This is a genomic window from Rhodococcus pyridinivorans (genome assembly GCF_900105195.1).
In the GTDB taxonomy this organism is placed as follows: Bacteria; Actinomycetota; Actinomycetes; order Mycobacteriales; family Mycobacteriaceae; genus Rhodococcus; species Rhodococcus pyridinivorans.
In genome coordinates this window covers 4,649,756-4,668,707 of record NZ_FNRX01000002.1, presented here as the reverse complement: position 1 = coordinate 4,668,707, position 18,952 = coordinate 4,649,756, and the positions used below count along the sequence as shown (strand labels likewise).

Below are 18,952 nucleotides of genomic sequence, written 5' to 3'. Positions count from 1 at the left end.
GCATGACGCAGTCCGCAGCCCCCGCCGACGCGCCCGCGCGTCGGCGGGGGCCGGTGGACCCGCGGTTGTGGCGCTACTCGGCCGCAGCCCGCGGATATCTCGTCCTGACCGTGGTCACCTCGGTGGTCGATGTCGTGATGGTCGTCGTCACCGCACTCATGATCGGACGGGTCCTCGCGGGCGTCATCACCACCGACGCCCGGTCCGTCGGCGACTGGACGACCGAACTGGCGATCCTCGCGGTGGCGATCGTCGTGCGGGTCGCGGTGACGTGGCTGCAGTCGCGGTACGCGCACCGGTCCGCGACCCGCGTGGTCGCCGAACTCGAACACGAGGTCCTCGATTCCGCGGCGAATCTGCCCCCGCGCGAACTCGACCCGCGACGCGACGAGATCGCGGTGGTTCTCACCCGCGGACTCGACGGGCTGAAGGAATATCTCACCGGCTATCTGCCGGCGCTGCTGCTGGCCGTGATCCTCACCCCGGTGACGATCGTCGTGATCGCCCTGCACGACCTCACCTCGGCGGTCATCGTCGTGATCACGCTGCCGCTCATCCCGATCTTCATGATCCTCATCGGCCTGCTCACCAAAGGCAAGGCCGACCGCACCCTGCGCGCGATGACGACACTGTCGTCACAACTGCTCGACCTCCTCGCGGGTCTTCCCACACTGCGCGCCCTCGGTCGTGAGAAGGGGCCCGCCGATCGCGTGCGCGAACTCGGCGACGAGCATCGCGCGACTACGATGTCGGCCCTGCGCGTGGCCTTCCTGTCCGGCACGGTCCTCGAATTCCTCGCGACGCTGTCCGTCGCCCTCGTCGCCGTGAGCATCGGTATGCGCCTCGTCTACGGATCCATGCCCCTCGAAGCCGGCATCATCGCGTTGATCCTCGCGCCGGAGGCCTACCTCCCGCTGCGCACCGTCGGCAGCAAGTTCCACGCCGCCGAGGACGGGATGGCGGCGGCCGACAAGGCATTCGCCGTGCTCGACTCGGTGCCGGACGCCGCCTCCTCTCGCCGCGCCTCCTCGCGTCGCACCTCCACGGACACGATCGGCACCGACCGGGTCGCGAACTGCGAGATCGTCTTCGACGGCGTCTCCGTGCCCGGCCGCGACGGTTGCGCCCCGCACCGGCTCGACGCGATCTGCCGTCCCGGCCGGATCACCGCGTTCACCGGCGCCAACGGGGCCGGCAAGTCCACCGCCCTGCTGGCGCTGCTCGGGCTCGCCGAGCCGAGCGAGGGGACCGTCACCGTCGACGGACGTCCCGTCGCGGGCGACGAGAACTGGTGGTCGCAGATGGCGTGGCTTCCGCAGCGGCCGGTGCTGCTGCCGGGCACGCTCGCCGACAATCTGCGACTCACCGGTGTCGACCCGGAGGCCACCGAACTCGACGACGTCTGCGCCGCCACCGGCTTCGACAGCGTGCTCGCCGAACTCCCGGACGGCTGGCGGACCGTCGTGGGGGCCGGCGGCACGGGCCTGTCGCTCGGCCAACGTCAGCGACTGGCGCTCACCCGCACCCTCGCCTCCCCGCGCCCGGTCCTGCTGCTCGACGAACCCACGGCCCACCTCGACGAGGACACCGAGGCCACCGTCCTGTCCACGCTGCGCGGGCTCGCCGCGGCCGGCCGCACCGTGGTGGTCGTGGCGCATCGCCCCACCCTGCTCGCCATCGCGGACGAGGTCGTCACCGTCCACGCAGCACCGACGGAGGTGTCCCGGTGAAGGATCTGCGCCGGGCGATGGCCCTGCTCGAGCTCGAGCCGCGCCGAGTGCTGCTCGCCGTCCTCGCCGGTGTCGCGACCCTCGGCAGTGCCCTGCTGCTCGCCGGTCTCTCGGCGTGGCTGATCGTGCGGGCATGGGAGATGCCGCCCGTCCTGGACCTGACCGTCGCGGTCGTCGCGGTGCGGGCGCTGGGAATCTCCCGCGGGTTGTTCCGCTACTTCGAACGACTCGCAACGCACGAGACCGCGCTGCGCGGCACCACCTCGGCCCGCGCGAATCTCTACCGGCGACTCGCGGACGGCGACCCGGCCGCCGCCCTGGGCGTGGGACGCGGCGACCTGCTCGCGCGCACCGGTGCCGACGTCGACGCTCTCGGCGACGTCGTGGTGCGCGCACTCGTGCCCATCGCCGTCGCGGCCGTGCTCTCCCTCGCGGCGGTCGTGACCCTCACCGTCATCGCTCCCGCTGCCGGCGCGGTCCTCGCCGCGGCGCTGCTCGTTGCCGGACTGTTCGCACCGTGGCTGTCCGCCCGCGCCGCGGCCCGTGCGGACGCCGATGCGAACGCCGCACGGACCCGGTTCACCGAGGACGCGGTCACGGTGCTGGACCACGCGGCGGAACTGCGGGTCGCGGGACGGCTCGACACGATCACCCGGCGGGCCCGCGCCGCGAATGTCGCCTCCGTCCGTGCCACCGACCGTTCCGCGGTCCCCGCGGCGTTCGCCGACGCGGCCGCACCCCTCGCGGTCGGCGCGAGTGTGCTCGGTGCGCTCCTCGTCGGTATCGCCGTCTTCGGCTCCGGTCCGGCGGCCATGAGCCCGACGACACTCGGCATCCTCGTCCTGCTGCCGCTGTCGGCGTTCGAGGCCACCGCCGTCCTCCCGGCAGCCGCGCAGACCCTCAACCGCGCACGCCTGGCGGCCGGTCGCATCACGGAGATGCTCGACCGCGCCGACAGGACGGTGCCGCACGGCATCGAACCGGCCGACGGACCCGGCCGGCTACGTGCGGTGGGTCTGCGAGGCGGATGGCCCGGCGGACCGTCCACGGAACCGGTCGACCTCGACCTGAGGCCGGGCTGTCGCGTCGCGATCGTGGGCGGCAGCGGCAGCGGCAAGACCACCGTGCTCATGACGCTCGCGGGTCTGCTCGCCCCACGCGGAGGCGTAGTGACGCTCGACGGTGTCGACCTCGCGGACATCGATCCCGCGGCCCTGCGCCGCAAGATCGGCTTCTTCGCGGAGGACGCCCACCTGTTCGACACGTCGATCCTCGAGAACCTGCGTGTCGCGCGGGGCGACGTGGACGAGGACGAGGCACTGGCCGCCCTCGGCGCCGTGGGGCTGGGGGAGTGGGTGGACGGACTCCCGCAGGGAGTCCACACCGTCCTGGGGGCCGGAGCCCGCACGGTCTCCGGTGGGCAGCGCCGTCGCCTCCTGCTGGCCCGGGCTCTGCTGTCGCCCGCACGGATCCTGCTGCTCGACGAACCCACGGAACATCTCGACGACGAGAGCGCCGACCTGATGCAGCGACTCCTCCTGGACCGCGACGCACGCTTGGTCGGCCCCGAGCGCACCGTCGTGGTGGTCACCCACCGCCTGCCCGCGGATACCGCCGCCGACCTGGTCGTTCGCGTCGAGAAAAATGCGTTGCCCGCCTCGTGAACGAAGCGTAGTTTCGCTGGTACACGAGGAAGGAGGTGGTCTGGAAGTGATTGATATTCGGACGCGTGAGGTGGCTACCCGCTAGCTGCTCGAGACGACGGAATTCACCGACCGCGCGCGGCTGGCGAATCCCAGGTAGTCACCCGGCCCCCGAGCTCCCGGTCCGTCCGATCGGGACCGCCGGTCCACGGAGCGATCCGTGCGGCGGTGCGGCTCGGGGGCTGTTCGCATTCGTGCAAAATCGGCGTTTCGGGTGTACAAGTTCGTCCGTTCTGGGTACACCGGTTTGGTGCCGATACTTCAAAAAGCTCACGATTCGTTAAGATTGCGCACGTCACCGGGGGTTTTCTTCTCTTCTGCGCTCATCGCGCTGCTCTTCGTCGTCGTGACGATCGCGTTCACCGACGGCGTCGATTCCATCTTCAGTACCGCGTCCAACTGGATCATGACGAACCTCGGATGGTTCTACATCCTGGGCGTCACGACCTTCCTGCTCTTCCTCGTCGGAATCGCCTTCACCCATTACGGCCGGGTCCGGCTCGGCGGCGACGACGAACGGCCCGAGCACTCGACCCTGGCGTGGTTCGCCATGTTGTTCGCCGCCGGTATCGGCACGATCCTCATGTTCTGGGGCGTCGCCGAGCCGATCTCCCACTTCGCGAACCCGCCCATGCAAGATGTCGAGCCGCAGTCCGTGGAGGCCGCGGAAGAGGCCATGGGCTTCGCGCTCTACCACTTCGGACTGCACACCTGGACGATCTTCGCCCTGCCCGGCCTGGGCTTCGGTTACTTCATCTACAAGCGGCACCTGCCGCCGCGCGTCAGCTCGATCTTCGCGCCCCTCCTCGGAGGTCGCATCTACGGCCCGATCGGCAAGACCATCGACGTCGTCGCGATCATCGGCACCATCTTCGGTGTCGCGACCTCGGTCGGCCTGGGCACCCTGCAGATCAACGCCGGTCTCGCGCAGCTGTTCGACATCCAGGAATCCGGGATCGTCCAGATCGCCCTCATCGCGATCGTGACGGTGATGGCCGGCATCTCGGTCGCTCTCGGTCTCGACAAGGGCATCAAGCGCCTGTCGAACATCAACATCGGCATGGCCGTGATGTTGCTGGTCTTCGTGCTCGTCACCGGACCGAGCCTGTTCCTGCTCAAGGGCATGATCGAGTCGGCCGGTATCTACGCCGAGGCCCTGCCGCGCCTGGCGTTCTGGAACGACACCTTCGCCGACTCCGGCTGGCAGAACACCTGGACGGTCTTCTACTGGGCGTGGACCATCACGTGGTCGCCCTTCGTCGGCATCTTCATCGCGCGCATCTCGCGAGGCCGCACCATCCGCGAGTTCGTCGGCGGTGTCCTCGGTCTGCCCGTGCTGTTCTCGGTGATCTGGTTCAGCATCTTCGGGATGGGCTCGTTCCACATCGAACTCGAGGGCAACGGTGGTCTCGTCGAGCGGGTCGTGGGCGACGGGGACATCCCGGGTGCGTTGTTCGAATTCCTCGGCAACTTCCCCCTCACCGGCCTGGTGTCCGGCATTGCGATCATCCTGGTGGTGATCTTCTTCGTCACCTCGGTGGACTCGACCGCGATGGTGCTCGACATGATGGCGGCCGGTCACGAGGGGAAGGCGCCCATCCATCAGCGCTTGTTCTGGGCGGTGCTCATGGGCCTGGTCGCAGCGACCATGCTCGTCGCGACCGGTAAGGACGGGCTCGACGCCCTGCAACAGGTCATCACCGTGGTGGGGCTGCCGTTCTTCGTGATGGGCTTCATCATGATGTACAGCCTGGTGCGCGGTATCCGCGAGGACCTGGGCGAGCGGCCGGAGCCGATCACCCGTCAGTGGCCCGAGGTGCGGTCGGCCGAGGAACTCGAGGCTGCTCAGGAACTACCCGCACCCGAGGTCGTCATCCACACGCGGGCCATCCCGGACGAGTGCGAGGACGGCGAGAACGCAGCCGAGGATGCCGAGGACGCCGGAATCCACCGGGTCCATGCCGGCGAACCCGATGCGCTCCGTGTACGAGGCGACGGTGAACATGCCGACAAGAAGAGTGCCACCGGCACGACGGTCGTCGAGGAGAACTGAGAAAAACGGTCCGGGTCTGTTCCCTCACAGGGGAACAGACCCGGACCGTTCGAGTCTCGGAAGAAAGAGACCTGGTCAGCCGATGTGGCGTGACAGGCGGGCGGACATCCGGGGCTTCAGTTCGCCGTCGGCGGTGACGCGCTCCTCGACGTAGGCGAGGTCGCCGCCGTCGACGATGCCGTAGAGGCGCTTGGCGCCACCGACGACCTCACCGGACTTGGTGCGGATCACGACGTCGGTCGCGAGCTCCCACGAGGACTGGGTGAGTGCGGTGCCGTAGTACAGCTCGACGACGCCGGAGCTGTGCGTCAGCAGCAGTTCGAGCGTCTCGGGATCGTCGCTGTCGGGCGCGCCCGTTCCGGACACGCGCCAGAAGCCGCTCTCGCGCCGATCCTCGCCCACGTATTCACCCGAGTCGTCGAGACGCCACGTGCGCGACTCCCACACTAGATACGCGCCGCCGTTGTGCGCGACGGTGATCTGCTGACCGAACGGATAGTCGCCGGTCTCGGGATCGTTGGCTTCACCCTCGCCGCGCCACACACCGACCAAGGGAAGGACGGCGAGCAGGGCAGGGCTCAGGTCGGGGCCGAGCCGCAGGTTCGCGGTGTCCTCGGCGCCCGGCAGCCCGGCCAGGACGGGAAGGTTCAGCTCGGCGGTGGCGCGAGCGCGCTCGGCGGCCCGGGCGATCGCCTCGTCGCCGCTACGCCGCTGGGCGTCCGATCCGTCGTTCGTCACGATCCGTCGGAGACCACGCGGTAGATGGTGTACAGCGCGAACCAGGTGATGAGGAGCGCCGCGGCGACCAGCAGGATTTCGAAGAAGATGACCACGCGGTCATTCTAGACAACCCCTTTTCCGGTACGACGAAGGGCTCCGCTCCTGGTGGAGCAGAGCCCTTCGTCGGGGTGTTCCGGCCGGATTACTTGGCGACCGTCACGTCCACGTTGTGCACGCCGGGAGCGGTGGGGCTCACGGTGGAGGTGCCGTTGCCGGAGCTCGACAGGGCGCGGATCTTCCAGTCGCCGGGGGCGGCGAAAAAACGGAAGTCGCCGGTCGCCGAGGCGACGACCTCGGCGGTGAACTCGTCGGTGCCGTCGAGCAGGCGCACGAACGCACCGCCCACGGGCTCGCCGTCGGCGTTCAGGACACGGCCGGTGATGACCGTCTCCTTCTCGGTGTCCACGCCGGCGGGCAGGGTCTGGGTCTGGACAGGGGCGCCGCACATGATCAGTTGACCTCCAGTTCGATGGGTGCACCGACGAGCGAGCCGTACTCGACCCAGCTGCCGTCGTAGTTCTTGACGTTCTTCTTGCCGAGGATCTCCTGGAGCACGAACCAGGTGTGGCTCGAGCGCTCACCGATACGGCAGTAGGCGATGGTCTCCTTGCTGTCGTCGAAGCCCTTCTCGGCGTACAGCTTCTCGAGGTCCTCGTCGGACTTGAAGGTGCCGTCCTCGTTGGCGGTGGTGCTCCACGGGATGTTGATGGCGCCGGGGACGTGGCCGCGCTGCTGCGCCTGCTCCTGCGGCAGGTGCGCCGGGGCGAGGATCTTGCCGGAGAACTCGTCGGGCGAACGCACGTCGACGATGTTCTTGGTGCCGATCGAGTCGATGACCTCGTCGCGGAAGGCGCGGATGGAGTAGTCGGGCTCGGCGGCCTTGTACTCGGTGGCCGGGCGGGTGACCTCGTCCTTCGACAGCGGACGGCCGTCGAGCTCCCACTTCTTGCGGCCGCCGTCGATGAGCTTGACGTCCTGGTGGCCGTAGAGCTTGAAGTACCAGTAGGCGTAGGCGGCGAACCAGTTGTTGTTGCCGCCGTAGAGCACGACCGTGTCGTCGTTGGCGATGCCCTTGCGTGAGAGGAGCTCGGAGAACTGCTCACGGTTCAGGAAGTCGCGACGGACGGCGTCCTGCAGGTCCTTGCGCCAGTCGAGCTTGACGGCACCTTCGACGTGGCCGCCGTCGTAGGCGGAGGTGTCCTCGTCGACCTCGACGAAGACGGTCTTCGGCGCAGTGAGGTTCTGCTCTGCCCAGTCGGCGGAGACCAGGACGTCGGAGCGAGCCATGGGTGTTCCTTTCGGTGAGGGAATCCGGGAGGTTTCCGTGACCGGAACCCGTGCGAGGGTCCGTGCCAGGGTGAGGTGTGGGATGTCGAGTTCGGTGACCGCCGGTCAGGCGGGCACGCGACGCATTCGAGCGACCAGCGGGTGGATCCGGCAGCCGAGACACACGCCGAAGGCGGCGTTGAGCAGCGCCGCGAACAGCGCGAAGCCTGCGGCCACCGAGCCCACGACGATGGCGTCGGCGAAGAACGCGACCGTTCCGACGAGGGCGAAGACGAATCCGACGAGCTGCGCGAACCGCAGCGGCTCCACCGGCTCGGTCTCGATCGGAGCACCGAGGCGGGGAGCGACGAGCCTCGCGAACAGCGCACCGTACGGGCTGCGTCGCGGGCCGAGTGCCGCTCCGAGAGCGAACACGATCGTCTGCAGGGCCAGGATCACGGCCGCTGCGACGGGAGAGAAGGTGGCGACGACCAGGGCGAGGACGAGGACGCCGGTGGTGATCCACGCCGCGAAACGCGGGCCACGGACGTCGACCTGCCGACCGGACGTGCGGGGAGTGGATACGGGCATGGGGAATCTCCTGCTGGATTCTGATTCGCTGGGCGGAGGGTATTCATACGACCGCGGGGCGACGCATCGGTTCGGCGGCATCGGTGCCGCAAGGATCGGGGCCAGCCCGTCGATGCGTTCAGCAGGGACAACAACAGCCACCGAGGCGGCACAGATCGACTGCGCGGCGTCGGGTGAGCATCAGCTCGTGGCGGTTCTGCACGCGAGGGAGTTTAACGCACGTCCCCTCGGGGGTGGACCCCCGGGATCACAACGACGACAGGGCTGTGCGCAGGTCGTCGACGGACGGAACGCCGGACGCGCGGAACCGTTCGCGCCCCTCGCCGTCGAAGACGAAGGTAGTGGGCAGCGACAGCACCCCGAGTTTCCGTGCCAGGACCGGATTTTCGTCGAGATCCAGCTCGACCTCGCGTGCCCGACCGGGATCGCGGTCGAGAACCTGCACGACGACCCGTCGCACGGCCGCGCACGGTCCGCACCACGGCGCGGAGAAATGCAGGACCACTGGTACGCCGTCACCGACACCCGCTGTGGCCAGCGCGGGATGGAGTTCGTGGGTGCCCGCCGAGGCGCCGGCGCCGGTGGTGCGGAGCTTGCCGGAACGGGTGCGCAGGGCCGTTCCCACCGCCAGTGTGGCGACTATCACGACCACGAGGACGATTACTGCGATCATGCGGGCGTCTGCACTTCCTGCAGATCGATGACGACGTCGCGGGCCTCGCCCTCGATGACGATCCGGGAGCCCCGCGCCTCGACGAAGGTGGGCCGCACGCCGAACGGCAGATTCTGCGGCTCGATCGTCGTCGTGAACAGTCCGAGCACCGCCGGCTTCAGGACGTCGGGAACCGAGAAGTCGGCGCGTCCCTCGGGGCCGAAGTAGAGATCCGACGCGACGATGTGGACGCGGTCGCCGTCGAGCACCAGATCGGCCTGGACACTCACCGTCGCATCCACCGGTCCGACCGGCACCGTCCCCGTGAGGACGACCCCGCCGGCGGTCGTCGGACCGGACCCGCCGGATCCGCCCGTCCCGTCGGACTTGCTCGCCGGGGGAGCGGAAACCTGCAGGTCGGGGATGCCGTAGAGCTGTCCGAGCTCGGTGGCGTCGAGCATGACGCGGCCGTACAGCAGGTCGACGGGCACCGACCGGATCGACCCGTCGAGCAGCTCACCGGCCTCGGCGTGCGCACCGATCAGATTGGCCTCGACCGTGATGTCCCCGAGCAGATCGGTGTGGACGTTGTCGGCCACGATCTCGACGTTCTCGTAGTGACCGTCGCGGGCCTGGAGGAGGAAGGGGAAGCCGTGGATGGTCACCGCCGGATCGGATTCGAGAACGCCACCCTCCCGCAGCGCACGCGAGACGCGGTATTCCGACCACGCCGCCGCGCCGAAGTCGGCGAGGACTGCGAGTCCGAGCAGGACTACGAGACCGAAGATCAGTTTGCGCACGCCCACCATTGTGTCGGACGCGCCGTCGGTCGGGCCGCGCCCGTCCGCTCCGAGGCCGTCCACGGAATTCTCGTGCTTACATGGCGGTAACAATCGGGGCGTTAGTCTGTTGCACGACGTTTACGACCCCTATCCGCGCTGGTCGCGCGAAGAACTGGAGGCCCGGTGGAGCTGCTCCTTCTGACCTCCGACCCGAATCCGGATGCGGTCCTGCCGTCCTTGGCGCTGCTCCCGCATTCGGTCAGGCCGGCTCCTACAGAAGTTTCGTCGCTGCTCGAGGCGGGTTCGGCGGATATCGCCATCGTCGATGCCCGCTCCGATCTCGCGGCCGCGCGAGGACTGTGCCGACTGCTCGGCAGCACCGGGTCGGCATTGCCCGTCGTCGCCGTGCTCACCGAAGGCGGACTCGTGGCCGTCAACCCCGAATGGGGACTCGACGACATCCTGCTGTCCAGCACCGGACCGGCCGAGCTCGACGCGCGCCTGCGCCTGCTCATGGGCCGCTCAGGTGTCGCGGTGGGACCGGAGAACACCGGCAAGATCACTCTCGGGGAACTCACGATCGACGAGGGCACCTACACCGCCCGCCTGCGCGGACGTCCCCTCGACCTCACCTACAAGGAGTTCGAACTCCTCAAGTACCTCGCCCAGCACGCGGGTCGGGTGTTCACCCGCGCCCAGCTGCTGCAGGAGGTCTGGGGTTACGACTTCTTCGGTGGTACCCGCACCGTCGACGTCCATGTCCGACGTCTGCGAGCGAAACTCGGCCCCGAGCACGAAGCGCTGATCGGAACGGTCCGCAACGTCGGCTACAAGGCGGTGCGTCCCTCCAACCGCGTGGGCAAGGGTGGCAATGCCACTCCCGATGTCGACGACGACGATGTGGACGACACGCTTCTCGACGACCCCCGTGCGGAGGAATCCGGCGCGGGTGACTCGGGCGCAGGGGAGTCCGGGGCACAATTCCTTCCGTGAGCACCGATACGGAATTCGTCGACCACCCGTCCACCGACCACGCCGAAGCCGTACGCGCCGTGGTGTCGCGGGCGACGCAGACCGACGGCACCGCGCCGATCTCCGAACAGGCGGTGCACTCCCTCGGACGGGAGGGCGCGGCCCGGCATCTCGTCGCGTTCGGAGAGGACGGTGAGGTCGCGGGCTACGCGAACGTCGTTCCTGCCCAGGACGGTCATCCGGCGATGGCAGAGGTGGTCGTCGACCCGCCGCAGCGCGGGCACGGACTCGGCCGCGAACTCGTCGAGCGTGCACTCACCGAGGGCGGCGACGGCACCCGCGTGTGGGCACACGGCGACCTGCCCGCCGCGCAGGCGGTGGCGCGCCGTCTCGGTCTGACCGGTGTCCGCGAACTCCTGCAGTTGCGTCGATCCCTCGAGCAGGACGATCTTCCCGCCCTCGAGGTGCCCGACTCGGTGCTGCTGCGCACCTACGGCGGCCCGCAGGACGACGCCGAACTGCTCCGCGTCAACGCGGCGGCCTTCGAGTGGCATCCCGAGCAGGGGCGTTGGACGGCCGCCGACGTGGAGGAACGCCGACGCGAGTCGTGGTTCGATCCCGAAGGCCTGTTCCTCGCGTTCGATCCCGCCGAGCCCGACAAGCTGCTCGGATTCCACTGGACCAAGGTGCACCCGGCCACGGCGTCCGACCCGCAGCTCGGCGAGGTCTACGTCGTGGGTATCGACTCGTCCGCGCAGGGCAGAGGGCTCGGTCGCCTGCTCACCCTCGCGGGTCTGCACTATCTGCGCGATCGGGGTCTGCCCGGTGTCCTGCTCTACGTCGAGGGCGACAACACCGCGGCGTTGAACACCTACGGCAAACTCGGCTTCGAGCGGTTCCACGTGGACGTCGCCTACGCCCGGGCGTGACCCTCTCCGATCGGGTGGACGAACGGCGTGAAGGGTGGACTCTGCCACCCGACACGCCGATCGCGGTCAGGATTCGAGTGATGGTCGCAACACCATCGCCAGGTGTATCCGGCTTGTTCATCCGGCGTTAACCTTCGGTAGTCCGAGTGTCCACCGTCTCCTCCTAACTTCACTAGCGGGTCGAGTGCCGCAGACCCGGCGCCGGCGTCGCCCGCGCCTCGATGCCGCCGCCGCTCGGCGCCGCGGTCGTGTGAAGTTACTTCCGGAGGAGAACAGGTGAACCTCAAGCGCAATGGCGCCCTGCTCGGTGTTGTGGCCGCTGGAGCCCTCACGCTCGCCGCGTGCGGTACCGACAACAATGCCGGGTCGGTCGACGTCGATGCGTCCGCGTCCGCTGCAGCCTGCGACGGCAAGTCCAACCTCTCGGGTGCCGGCTCGTCGGCCCAGAAGAACGCGATGGACCAGTTCGTCTCCACCTACATCGCGGTGTGCTCCGAGAAGGGCACGAACGTCAACGTCGCGTACAACCCCACCGGTTCCGGTGACGGCCGCACGCAGTTCATCGCGAACCAGATCGATTTCGCCGGCTCGGACTCGGCCATCAAGGACGAGCAGGCGGCACAGGCCGCCGAGCGTTGCGCCGGCAATCCCGCATGGAACCTGCCGCTGGTCTTCGGCCCGGTCGCACTGGCCTACAACGTCGAGGGTGTCGACGAGCTCGTGCTGAACGCCGAGACGGCCGCGAAGATCTTCAACGGCTCGATCACCACGTGGAACGATCCGGCCATCGCCGCTCTCAACGAGGGCGCTGAGCTGCCCGACGCGAACATCACCCCGATCGTGCGCTCGGACTCGTCGGGCACCACCGACAACTTCCAGCAGTACCTCGAGACCGCGTCGAACGGCGCATGGACCTCCGGTGCCGGTTCGGACTTCACCGGCGGTGTCGGTGAGGGCGCGAAGGGTTCTGCGGGTGTCGCGCAGGCCGTCTCCGGCTCGCCGAACTCCATCACCTACGTCGAGAAGTCCTTCGCCGACCAGAACGGTTTGAGCATCGCGCAGATCGACAACGGCTCCGGACCCGTCGAACTGACCGAGGAGACCGCCGGCAAGGCCATCGAGGGCGCCGAGTTCGTCCCGGCCTCCGAGGGCGACCTCACGCTCGACCTGTCGTCGATCTTCGGCAGCTCCGAAGAGGGTGCCTACCCGCTGGTGCTGGCCACCTACGAGATCGTGTGCTCGGCCGGCTACGACGCCGACACCGCCGCGGCCGTCAAGTCGTTCCTGATCTCCGCCGCCAACGAGGGCCAGGAAGGCCTGTCCGAGCAGGGCTACGTCCCGCTGCCCGACGCCTTCAAGACCCGCCTCACCGAGTCGATCGACGCCATCGCCGCCGGATGACCCGCCGATCCCTCGGTCCGGTGAGTAACCGAGGGATCATCGACCCGCCCGTTCCTGAGGAATACGCTGAGAAGGATTGCGAGCGCACATGAGTGACGCGCACAACACGTCGGTCTCTATCGCGACCGACGAACCGACCCGCTCAGGAACGGGCGGTGCAACCGGCATCACGGAGGACACGATCAGCACCCCACCCCCATCCCCGGACAGGGCACGCAAGACAGTCGTGCGGCCGGGAGACAGAATCTTCGGCTCGCTCGCCTCCGGCTCCGCCGTCCTGATCTCCGTGATCATCGGCGCGATCGCAGTCTTCCTCGTCTGGCGTGCCGTCCCGGCGCTGCAGCGCAACCAGGTCAACTTCCTCACCAGCCGTGACTGGATCACGCAGGACATCACCGACATGGCGTTCGGTGTCCTCGACCTGTTCCAGGTGACGGTGCTCGTCTCCTTCTTCGCGCTGTTCCTCGCCATGCCCGTCGCGCTGGGCATCGCGATCTTCCTCACCTCGTACTGCCCCGACCGGCTCCGGAAACCGCTGGCGTATGTCATCGACCTGCTCGCCGCGGTCCCGTCGATCGTCTACGGCCTGTGGGGCATGCTCGTCCTCGCCCCGTTCCTGCGCCCCGTCGCGGAATGGCTCAACACCACCCTCGCCTGGTTCCCGCTCTTCGCCACCGGCAGCGGGTCCATCGTGGGCGGCGGAACGATCTTCACCGCCGGCATCGTCCTCGCCGTAATGATCCTGCCGACCATCGCCGCGGTGAGCCGCGAGGTGTTCGTGCAGACCCCGACGGCCCACATCGAGGGCGCGCTCGCACTCGGCGCGACCCGCTGGGAGGTCGTGCGGACCACCGTCATCCCGTTCGGCAAGTCCGGCTACATCAGCGGTTCGATGCTCGGTCTCGGCCGCGCGCTCGGCGAGACGATGGCGCTGTACCTCATCCTGCGCACCACCTCGCAGGCGTTCTCCTGGTCGCTGTTCGACGGCGGCGCGACCATCGCGTCCAAGATTGCGCTGGGATACGCCGAATTCAACAACGACATCCAGGCGGGCGCCTACATCGCCGCCGGTCTCGTGCTCTTCGTGCTCACCTTCGTGGTCAACGCCGCCGCGCGCATGATCGTCGCAGGAAAGAAGGACTGATCCATGTCGACCACCACCACGTCGACCACCGCGCTCTCCTCGCCGGTCAAGCCCCCGGCCTTCCAGCGGGTCAGCGGGCGTCGCCGCATCAAGGACACCGCAGCCACCGTGCTCGTCACGCTGTCGGTCGTCGTCGCGCTGATTCCCCTGGCCTGGGTGCTGTTCACCGTAGTCGCCAAGGGCCTGCCGGCCCTGACCTCGCCGACCTGGTTCACGCACTCGCTGAGCGGACTGACGTCCTCGTCGATGGGCGGCGGCATCTACCACGCCCTCGTCGGCACCCTCCTGCAGGGACTCGTCTGCGCGATCATCTCCATCCCGCTCGGCGTCTTCGTTGCGATCTACCTCGTCGAGTACGCCGGCCGGTCGCGGCTCGGCCGGATCACGACGTTCATGGTCGACATCCTCAGCGGTGTCCCATCGATCGTCGCGGCACTGTTCATCTACGCACTGTGGGTGTCGACCTTCGGGATGCCCAAGTCGGGCTTCGCGGTGTCGCTCGCGCTCGTTCTGCTCATGGTGCCGGTGGTCGTGCGCAGCACCGAGGAGATGCTGCGCATCGTCCCGCAGGACCTGCGCGAAGCGTCCTACGCCCTCGGTGTCCCCAAGTGGAAGACCATCGCGCGCATCGTGCTGCCCACCTCGCTCGCCGGCATCATCACCGGCATCATGCTCGCCCTGGCCCGCGTCATGGGCGAGACGGCGCCGCTGCTGATCCTCGTCGGCTACGCGCCCTTCATCAATCTCGACCTGTTCGGCGGTGAGCAAGGCACCCTCCCGGGCGTCATGGTCGCCGAGATGAACAACCCGACCGACGCCGGTTCGCAGCGCATCTGGGGCGCCGCGCTCACCCTGATCCTGGTCATCGCGGTCCTCAACATCGCGGCCAAGTTGATCAGCCGGTACTCGCAGGTCGGCAAGAAGTAACCCACAGACCTCTTCTCACATCGATACACCAGTAGGGAGCCGGTAATGGCTAAGCGTCTGGATCTCAAGGACGTCAACATCTACTACGGCAAGTTCCACGCCGTGGCCGACGTGACGCTGTCCGTGCCGCCGCGGAACGTCACCGCCTTCATCGGCCCGTCCGGTTGCGGCAAGTCCACCGTGCTCCGGTCGATCAACCGCATGCACGAGGTGACGCCCGGCGCCCGTGTCGAGGGATCCATCCTCCTCGACGGCGAGGACATCTACGATCAGAACGTCGACCCGGTCGGTGTGCGCAAGACGATCGGCATGGTCTTCCAGCGTCCCAACCCGTTCCCCACGATGTCGATCCGCGACAACGTCGTCGCCGGCCTCAAGCTGCAGGGTGTGCGCGACCGGAAGACCCTCGACGAGATCGCCGAGAAGTCGCTGCGCGGCGCCAACCTGTGGAACGAGGTCAAGGACCGTCTCGACAAGCCGGGCGGTGGCCTCTCCGGTGGTCAGCAGCAGCGTCTGTGCATCGCCCGCGCCATCGCGGTCCAGCCCGACGTGCTGCTCATGGACGAGCCGTGCTCGGCCCTCGACCCCATCTCGACGCTGGCCATCGAGGACCTGATCGGTGAGCTGAAGAAGGACTTCACCATCGTCATCGTCACGCACAACATGCAGCAGGCCGCGCGCGTGAGCGACCAGACGGCCTTCTTCAACCTCGAGGCGACCGGCCGCCCGGGTGGTCTGGTGGAGATCGACGACACCGAGAAGATCTTCTCGAACCCGAGCAAGAAGGCCACCGAGGACTACATCTCCGGCCGCTTCGGCTGAGCCGCCACTACCTACACGAGACCCCGACCGGATCCGTCCGGTCGGGGTCTCGTCGTTCGTGTGCTTACTGCACTCGACAGTCGTGGGCTCAGGGGTTCTGCGCTCGGTGGCGCTCCGGGTAGACGGTCAGACTGTCCACCTTCTCCACGAGCTGACGGATCTCCTCCTCGGTGGGGAGCTTGCCGGTCACGAGGAAGATGACGCGGCGGCCCACCTCGACGGCGTGATCGGCGAACCGCTCGTAGAAGCGGCCGAGCAGGGCGACGTCGACGGCGGCTGCGACGCCGTGCGCCCATTCGCGGTCCATGAGCACGGTGAAAAGGTGTCGGTGCAGATCGTCCATCGCCTCGTCCTCGTGGTGGAGGCGGGCGGCCCGGGCGGGATCACGGGTCTCGAGAATCTCCCGTGTGGCGGCACCGAGGGCGACCGCGATCCGTCCCATCTCGGCGAAGTAGCCCTTCACCTCGTCGGGGAGCACGTGCTTGGGATGACGTCGGCGGGTCGCCTTCGCGATGTGCAGTGCGAGCGCACCCATGCGGTCGATGTCGGCCACGATCTGGATGCCGCTGACGACGGCACGCAGATCGCCGGCGACCGGACCCTGCAGGGCGAGCAGCTGGAACGCCTTCTCCTCGCAGATCGTGACGAGTTCGGTGATCTTCTCGTGCTCGTCGATCACCTGCTCGGCGAGAGCGAGATCGGCTTCGAGAAGAGCTCTGGTGGACCGCTCCATCGCGGTCCCGGCGAGCCCGGCCATCTCCCCGAGGAGATCGCCGAGTTCGCCCATCTGTTCGTTGTAGACGACGCGCATAGTGGCACAGCCTACGACCTCGAGCGGTCCGAACGGCGAGCATCGGATGAACCAGAGGTGAACGTCGACGGCCGAACAGTGGTGTCTACGTGCACAGATCGTCGGCGGCGTTGGTGATCGCGAGATCGGCGGGGAGCTCGACCGACGACTCCGACCGGGTCCGGATCTGCATCGGGGCGAGCGGCGTGCCCGCGGGGGTGGGAGCGACGACGGTGCCGTCGAAGCTGGTACCCAGGACGATCTCCACGATGCTGCCCAGCTGGGCCGAGGGCGGAGCCTCCTGCAGCACCGCACCGGGGAAGGCCGAGGCCACCGTCGCAGCGTCGGTCTCCTGTCCTTCGCTGAAGCGGATCACGGTCTGCTTGCTCGTCCCGGAGGCATAGTTGCCGATCGAGTAGACCGGAAAGCCGTAGGCGGCGACCTCCTCGGCGGTGCCGGCCGCCAGCCCGGACAGACCCGACGCGTTCGAGACCTGCACCGACACCGTCGACGGATCGACAGCGAGCTGCGCGGGCAGCGGTTCGGCCGGGGGAGCGGACGCGACCTCCGTCGGGTCCTCCCCCCGCTTCTCACCCGGCAGAGGGAGATCGTCGATGATCGCGGTGAAGATCGCCTTGATGTCGTCCGTGCGCGGGATCTCGTTGCCCCAGTCGTTGGTACCGGCCGTGGGGATGGTCAGGAAGGACACCGCACCCGCCTCGACGTTCTGCATCGAACGCCCGAGTTTGACGAGCGACTCGGCGTTGACGTTCTCGACGAAGGTCGCGCGGGTGAAGGCGCTGATGAAGCCGTTGAGCTTCACGGGATCGAACAGCACCTTGTTCGACAACGTCGAGCGCAGCAGCGACGACAGGAACTTCTGCTGCCGGCTGATCCGGCCGTAGTCGCTGTTGCCCTCCTGGTCGATCTTGCGGGCGCGGACGTAGTCGAGTGCCCGCTTGCCGTCGAGCGTGTGGGTGCCGGGAGTCTCGATCAGGGGACCGAGTTCGTTGTCGTACAACGGTATGGAGGTGCACACCTCGACGCCGCCGATCTCGTCGACCATCGATTCGAAGCCGGCGAAGTCGATGCCCACGAAATGGCCGATCCTCAATCCGGACATCTTCTGGATCACCTTTACCAGGCACTTCGGTCCGCCGAGGGCGTAGGTCGCGTTGAGCTTGTCGCCTTCGGCGGCCGGATAGAGCTCGGAATCGTATTCGCCGGTCGTACTGTCCCATCCGCGACAGACCGGTCGATCGACGTCCAGATCGCGGGGGAACGACACCGCGACCACGCGGCTGCGATCGGCGGGGATGTTGACGAGGATGACGGTGTCGGCACGAGCGCCCTCGGCGTCGTCGGCCGTCCCGGCGCCGATCTCACCGCTCGCACCGGCGCGGGTGTCGGTGCCGATGATCAGATAGGTCTCGTCGCCGGTCTGACCGACCGGGTCGACGATGTCCTCCGACTCGGTGTCCAGCGCGGCGATCTGGGAGAAGCCGGCCTCCGTGGACCGGACGTATCCCCACACCGCACCGTTACAGAGGAGCGCGAGGACCGAGACGAACGCCACCGCCGCTCTCGCCGCGAACCTCAGACGCTTCCGCTTGCGCTGTTTGCTCTGCGCGAGCCGGCCGAGAGTCGCGTTGCCCACCGTGCGGGGCCGAGCGGAGCCGTGCGCCTTCTCGTCCGTCGTCCGGTCTTCGTTCTCGTCCTCGGCGGGCGTCGCAGCGCCCTCGGGGGACACCGCATCGATCTTGACGGTCGGCTGTTCGTCCGCGATCGGCGGTTGCTGTCGAGGAGGCGTCTGCGGCGGTCTGACGGTCTGCGGCGACCCGGCGGGAGGCACCGGGCGCGAGTCCGCGGGAGGCACCGGGCGCGAGTCCGCGGGAGGCACTGCTCGAGGGGGCTGCGCCGAGGTCGGGGGAGTCGGTACCGGGGGCGGAACGGACGGGGGGCCCGCCATCCGATCGGGAGCCTGGATGTGCGGCGGGACGGGCTTCTCCGGCGGCCGGGGCCGGGACGGTCCCGGGGGCACCCGGGGAGCACCGGGCTGCACCGGGGGGGCGACCGTGGTCGGCGGTCCCGAAGAAGCCGGCGGCACCGGAGGGCTGGGAGGTCCCGACGGAGTCGGCGGCGCAGCCGGAGGCGGCGTCCTGCGCGGGAGTTCCGCTCGACCGGCATCGTCCTCGGTCGCGACGTGCCGGGCGGATTCCGGGTCGCGGGGACGGGCCGGGGGCAACGACGAGGTGGACGTGTGCGGCGGATCGGCCGGGGGCGGATCCGACCGGGGGGACGGATCGGATCGTCGTCCCATCTTGTCGAGCAGTTCGGCGACCGTGAGCTGCTCCGGATCGTCCGAGTCCGCGGCCCGGCGGTTGCGTGCACTCTCGTGGCGACGCGAATC

General features: G+C 68.4%; 18 protein-coding genes. 9 read left to right on the top strand and 9 right to left on the bottom strand.

Annotated features, from left to right (window positions below; genetic code table 11):
* The first annotated feature begins 2 nt into the window (after positions 1 to 2).
* The 3 genes from cydD to BLV31_RS22195 all read left to right on the top strand — a co-directional run bounded on the left by cydD (position 3) and on the right by BLV31_RS22195 (position 5,486).
* Entirely contained in the window at positions 3 to 1,730 is a 1,728-nt protein-coding gene (gene cydD / locus BLV31_RS22205) for a thiol reductant ABC exporter subunit CydD (protein WP_019290026.1), read from the top strand.
* 17 nt (positions 1,731 to 1,747) lie between these two features.
* Positions 1,748 to 3,394 carry a thiol reductant ABC exporter subunit CydC gene (gene cydC, locus BLV31_RS22200; RefSeq protein WP_174556295.1) on the top strand — a complete coding sequence of 549 codons (1,647 nt, stop codon included), beginning with the start codon at positions 1,748 to 1,750 and terminating at the stop codon, positions 3,392 to 3,394.
* A gap of 295 nt (positions 3,395 to 3,689) precedes the next feature.
* Positions 3,690 to 5,486, top strand: coding sequence for a BCCT family transporter (locus BLV31_RS22195; protein ID WP_024103016.1), 1,797 nt, complete (start codon positions 3,690 to 3,692; stop codon positions 5,484 to 5,486).
* Positions 5,487 to 5,561: 75 nt separating this feature from the next.
* On the opposite strand, the gene BLV31_RS22190 is transcribed toward BLV31_RS22195, so the two are convergent.
* The 7 genes from BLV31_RS22190 to BLV31_RS22165 all read right to left on the bottom strand — a co-directional run bounded on the left by BLV31_RS22190 (position 5,562) and on the right by BLV31_RS22165 (position 9,575).
* Entirely contained in the window at positions 5,562 to 6,224 is a 663-nt protein-coding gene (locus tag BLV31_RS22190) for a heme-binding beta-barrel domain-containing protein (protein WP_006551803.1), read from the bottom strand.
* 184 nt (positions 6,225 to 6,408) lie between these two features.
* Positions 6,409 to 6,714, bottom strand: a complete 306-nt coding sequence (locus BLV31_RS22185; RefSeq protein ID WP_006551801.1) for a DUF1416 domain-containing protein — start codon at positions 6,712 to 6,714, stop codon at positions 6,409 to 6,411.
* A 2-nt stretch (positions 6,715 to 6,716) separates the two neighbouring features.
* The gene (locus BLV31_RS22180) at positions 6,717 to 7,553 is read right to left on the bottom strand and encodes a sulfurtransferase (RefSeq protein ID WP_006551800.1); all 837 of its coding nucleotides are present in this window, start codon (positions 7,551 to 7,553) and stop codon (positions 6,717 to 6,719) included.
* Between the two features lie 105 nt (positions 7,554 to 7,658).
* On the bottom strand, positions 7,659 to 8,123 hold the full coding sequence (locus tag BLV31_RS22175) for a DUF4395 domain-containing protein (RefSeq protein WP_072740522.1): 465 nt from the start codon (positions 8,121 to 8,123) through the stop codon (positions 7,659 to 7,661).
* A 118-nt stretch (positions 8,124 to 8,241) separates the two neighbouring features.
* A complete protein-coding gene (locus BLV31_RS25965; RefSeq protein WP_363887211.1) occupies positions 8,242 to 8,325 on the bottom strand; it encodes a putative leader peptide in 84 nt (27 codons plus the stop codon).
* Positions 8,326 to 8,370: 45 nt separating this feature from the next.
* On the bottom strand, positions 8,371 to 8,796 hold the full coding sequence (locus tag BLV31_RS22170; protein WP_072740521.1) for a thioredoxin family protein: 426 nt from the start codon (positions 8,794 to 8,796) through the stop codon (positions 8,371 to 8,373).
* On the bottom strand, positions 8,793 to 9,575 hold the full coding sequence (locus tag BLV31_RS22165; protein ID WP_081364962.1) for an LmeA family phospholipid-binding protein: 783 nt from the start codon (positions 9,573 to 9,575) through the stop codon (positions 8,793 to 8,795). The genes BLV31_RS22170 and BLV31_RS22165 overlap by 4 nt, the downstream gene beginning before the upstream one ends.
* A gap of 165 nt (positions 9,576 to 9,740) precedes the next feature.
* Here BLV31_RS22165 and BLV31_RS22160 point away from each other — a divergent pair, with 165 nt between their 5' ends.
* The 6 genes from BLV31_RS22160 (at position 9,741) to pstB (ending at position 15,752) form a co-directional block, all read left to right on the top strand.
* Positions 9,741 to 10,550, top strand: a complete 810-nt coding sequence (locus BLV31_RS22160) for a winged helix-turn-helix transcriptional regulator (RefSeq protein WP_006551796.1) — start codon at positions 9,741 to 9,743, stop codon at positions 10,548 to 10,550.
* Entirely contained in the window at positions 10,547 to 11,458 is a 912-nt protein-coding gene (mshD, locus tag BLV31_RS22155) for a mycothiol synthase (protein WP_033096825.1), read from the top strand. The genes BLV31_RS22160 and mshD overlap by 4 nt, the downstream gene beginning before the upstream one ends.
* Positions 11,459 to 11,734: 276 nt before the next feature.
* Positions 11,735 to 12,859 carry a phosphate ABC transporter substrate-binding protein PstS gene (gene pstS, locus BLV31_RS22150; protein ID WP_006551794.1) on the top strand — a complete coding sequence of 375 codons (1,125 nt, stop codon included), beginning with the start codon at positions 11,735 to 11,737 and terminating at the stop codon, positions 12,857 to 12,859.
* Positions 12,860 to 12,947: 88 nt separating this feature from the next.
* A complete protein-coding gene (gene pstC / locus BLV31_RS22145) occupies positions 12,948 to 14,003 on the top strand; it encodes a phosphate ABC transporter permease subunit PstC (RefSeq protein ID WP_006551793.1) in 1,056 nt (351 codons plus the stop codon).
* Positions 14,004 to 14,006: 3 nt separating this feature from the next.
* A complete protein-coding gene (gene pstA, locus BLV31_RS22140; protein WP_006551792.1) occupies positions 14,007 to 14,930 on the top strand; it encodes a phosphate ABC transporter permease PstA in 924 nt (307 codons plus the stop codon).
* 45 nt (positions 14,931 to 14,975) lie between these two features.
* Positions 14,976 to 15,752, top strand: a complete 777-nt coding sequence (gene pstB, locus BLV31_RS22135; RefSeq protein WP_006551791.1) for a phosphate ABC transporter ATP-binding protein PstB — start codon at positions 14,976 to 14,978, stop codon at positions 15,750 to 15,752.
* An 88-nt stretch (positions 15,753 to 15,840) separates the two neighbouring features.
* Here pstB and phoU read toward each other — a convergent pair whose 3' ends face one another.
* Positions 15,841 to 16,563: a phosphate signaling complex protein PhoU gene (gene phoU, locus BLV31_RS22130; protein WP_072740520.1), complete on the bottom strand. Its 723-nt coding sequence runs from the start codon at positions 16,561 to 16,563 to the stop codon at positions 15,841 to 15,843.
* Between the two features lie 85 nt (positions 16,564 to 16,648).
* Complete coding sequence (locus BLV31_RS22125) at positions 16,649 to 18,511, bottom strand: LCP family protein (RefSeq protein ID WP_254778518.1); 1,863 nt, start codon at positions 18,509 to 18,511, stop codon at positions 16,649 to 16,651.
* Between the last annotated feature and the right edge of the window lie 441 nt (positions 18,512 to 18,952).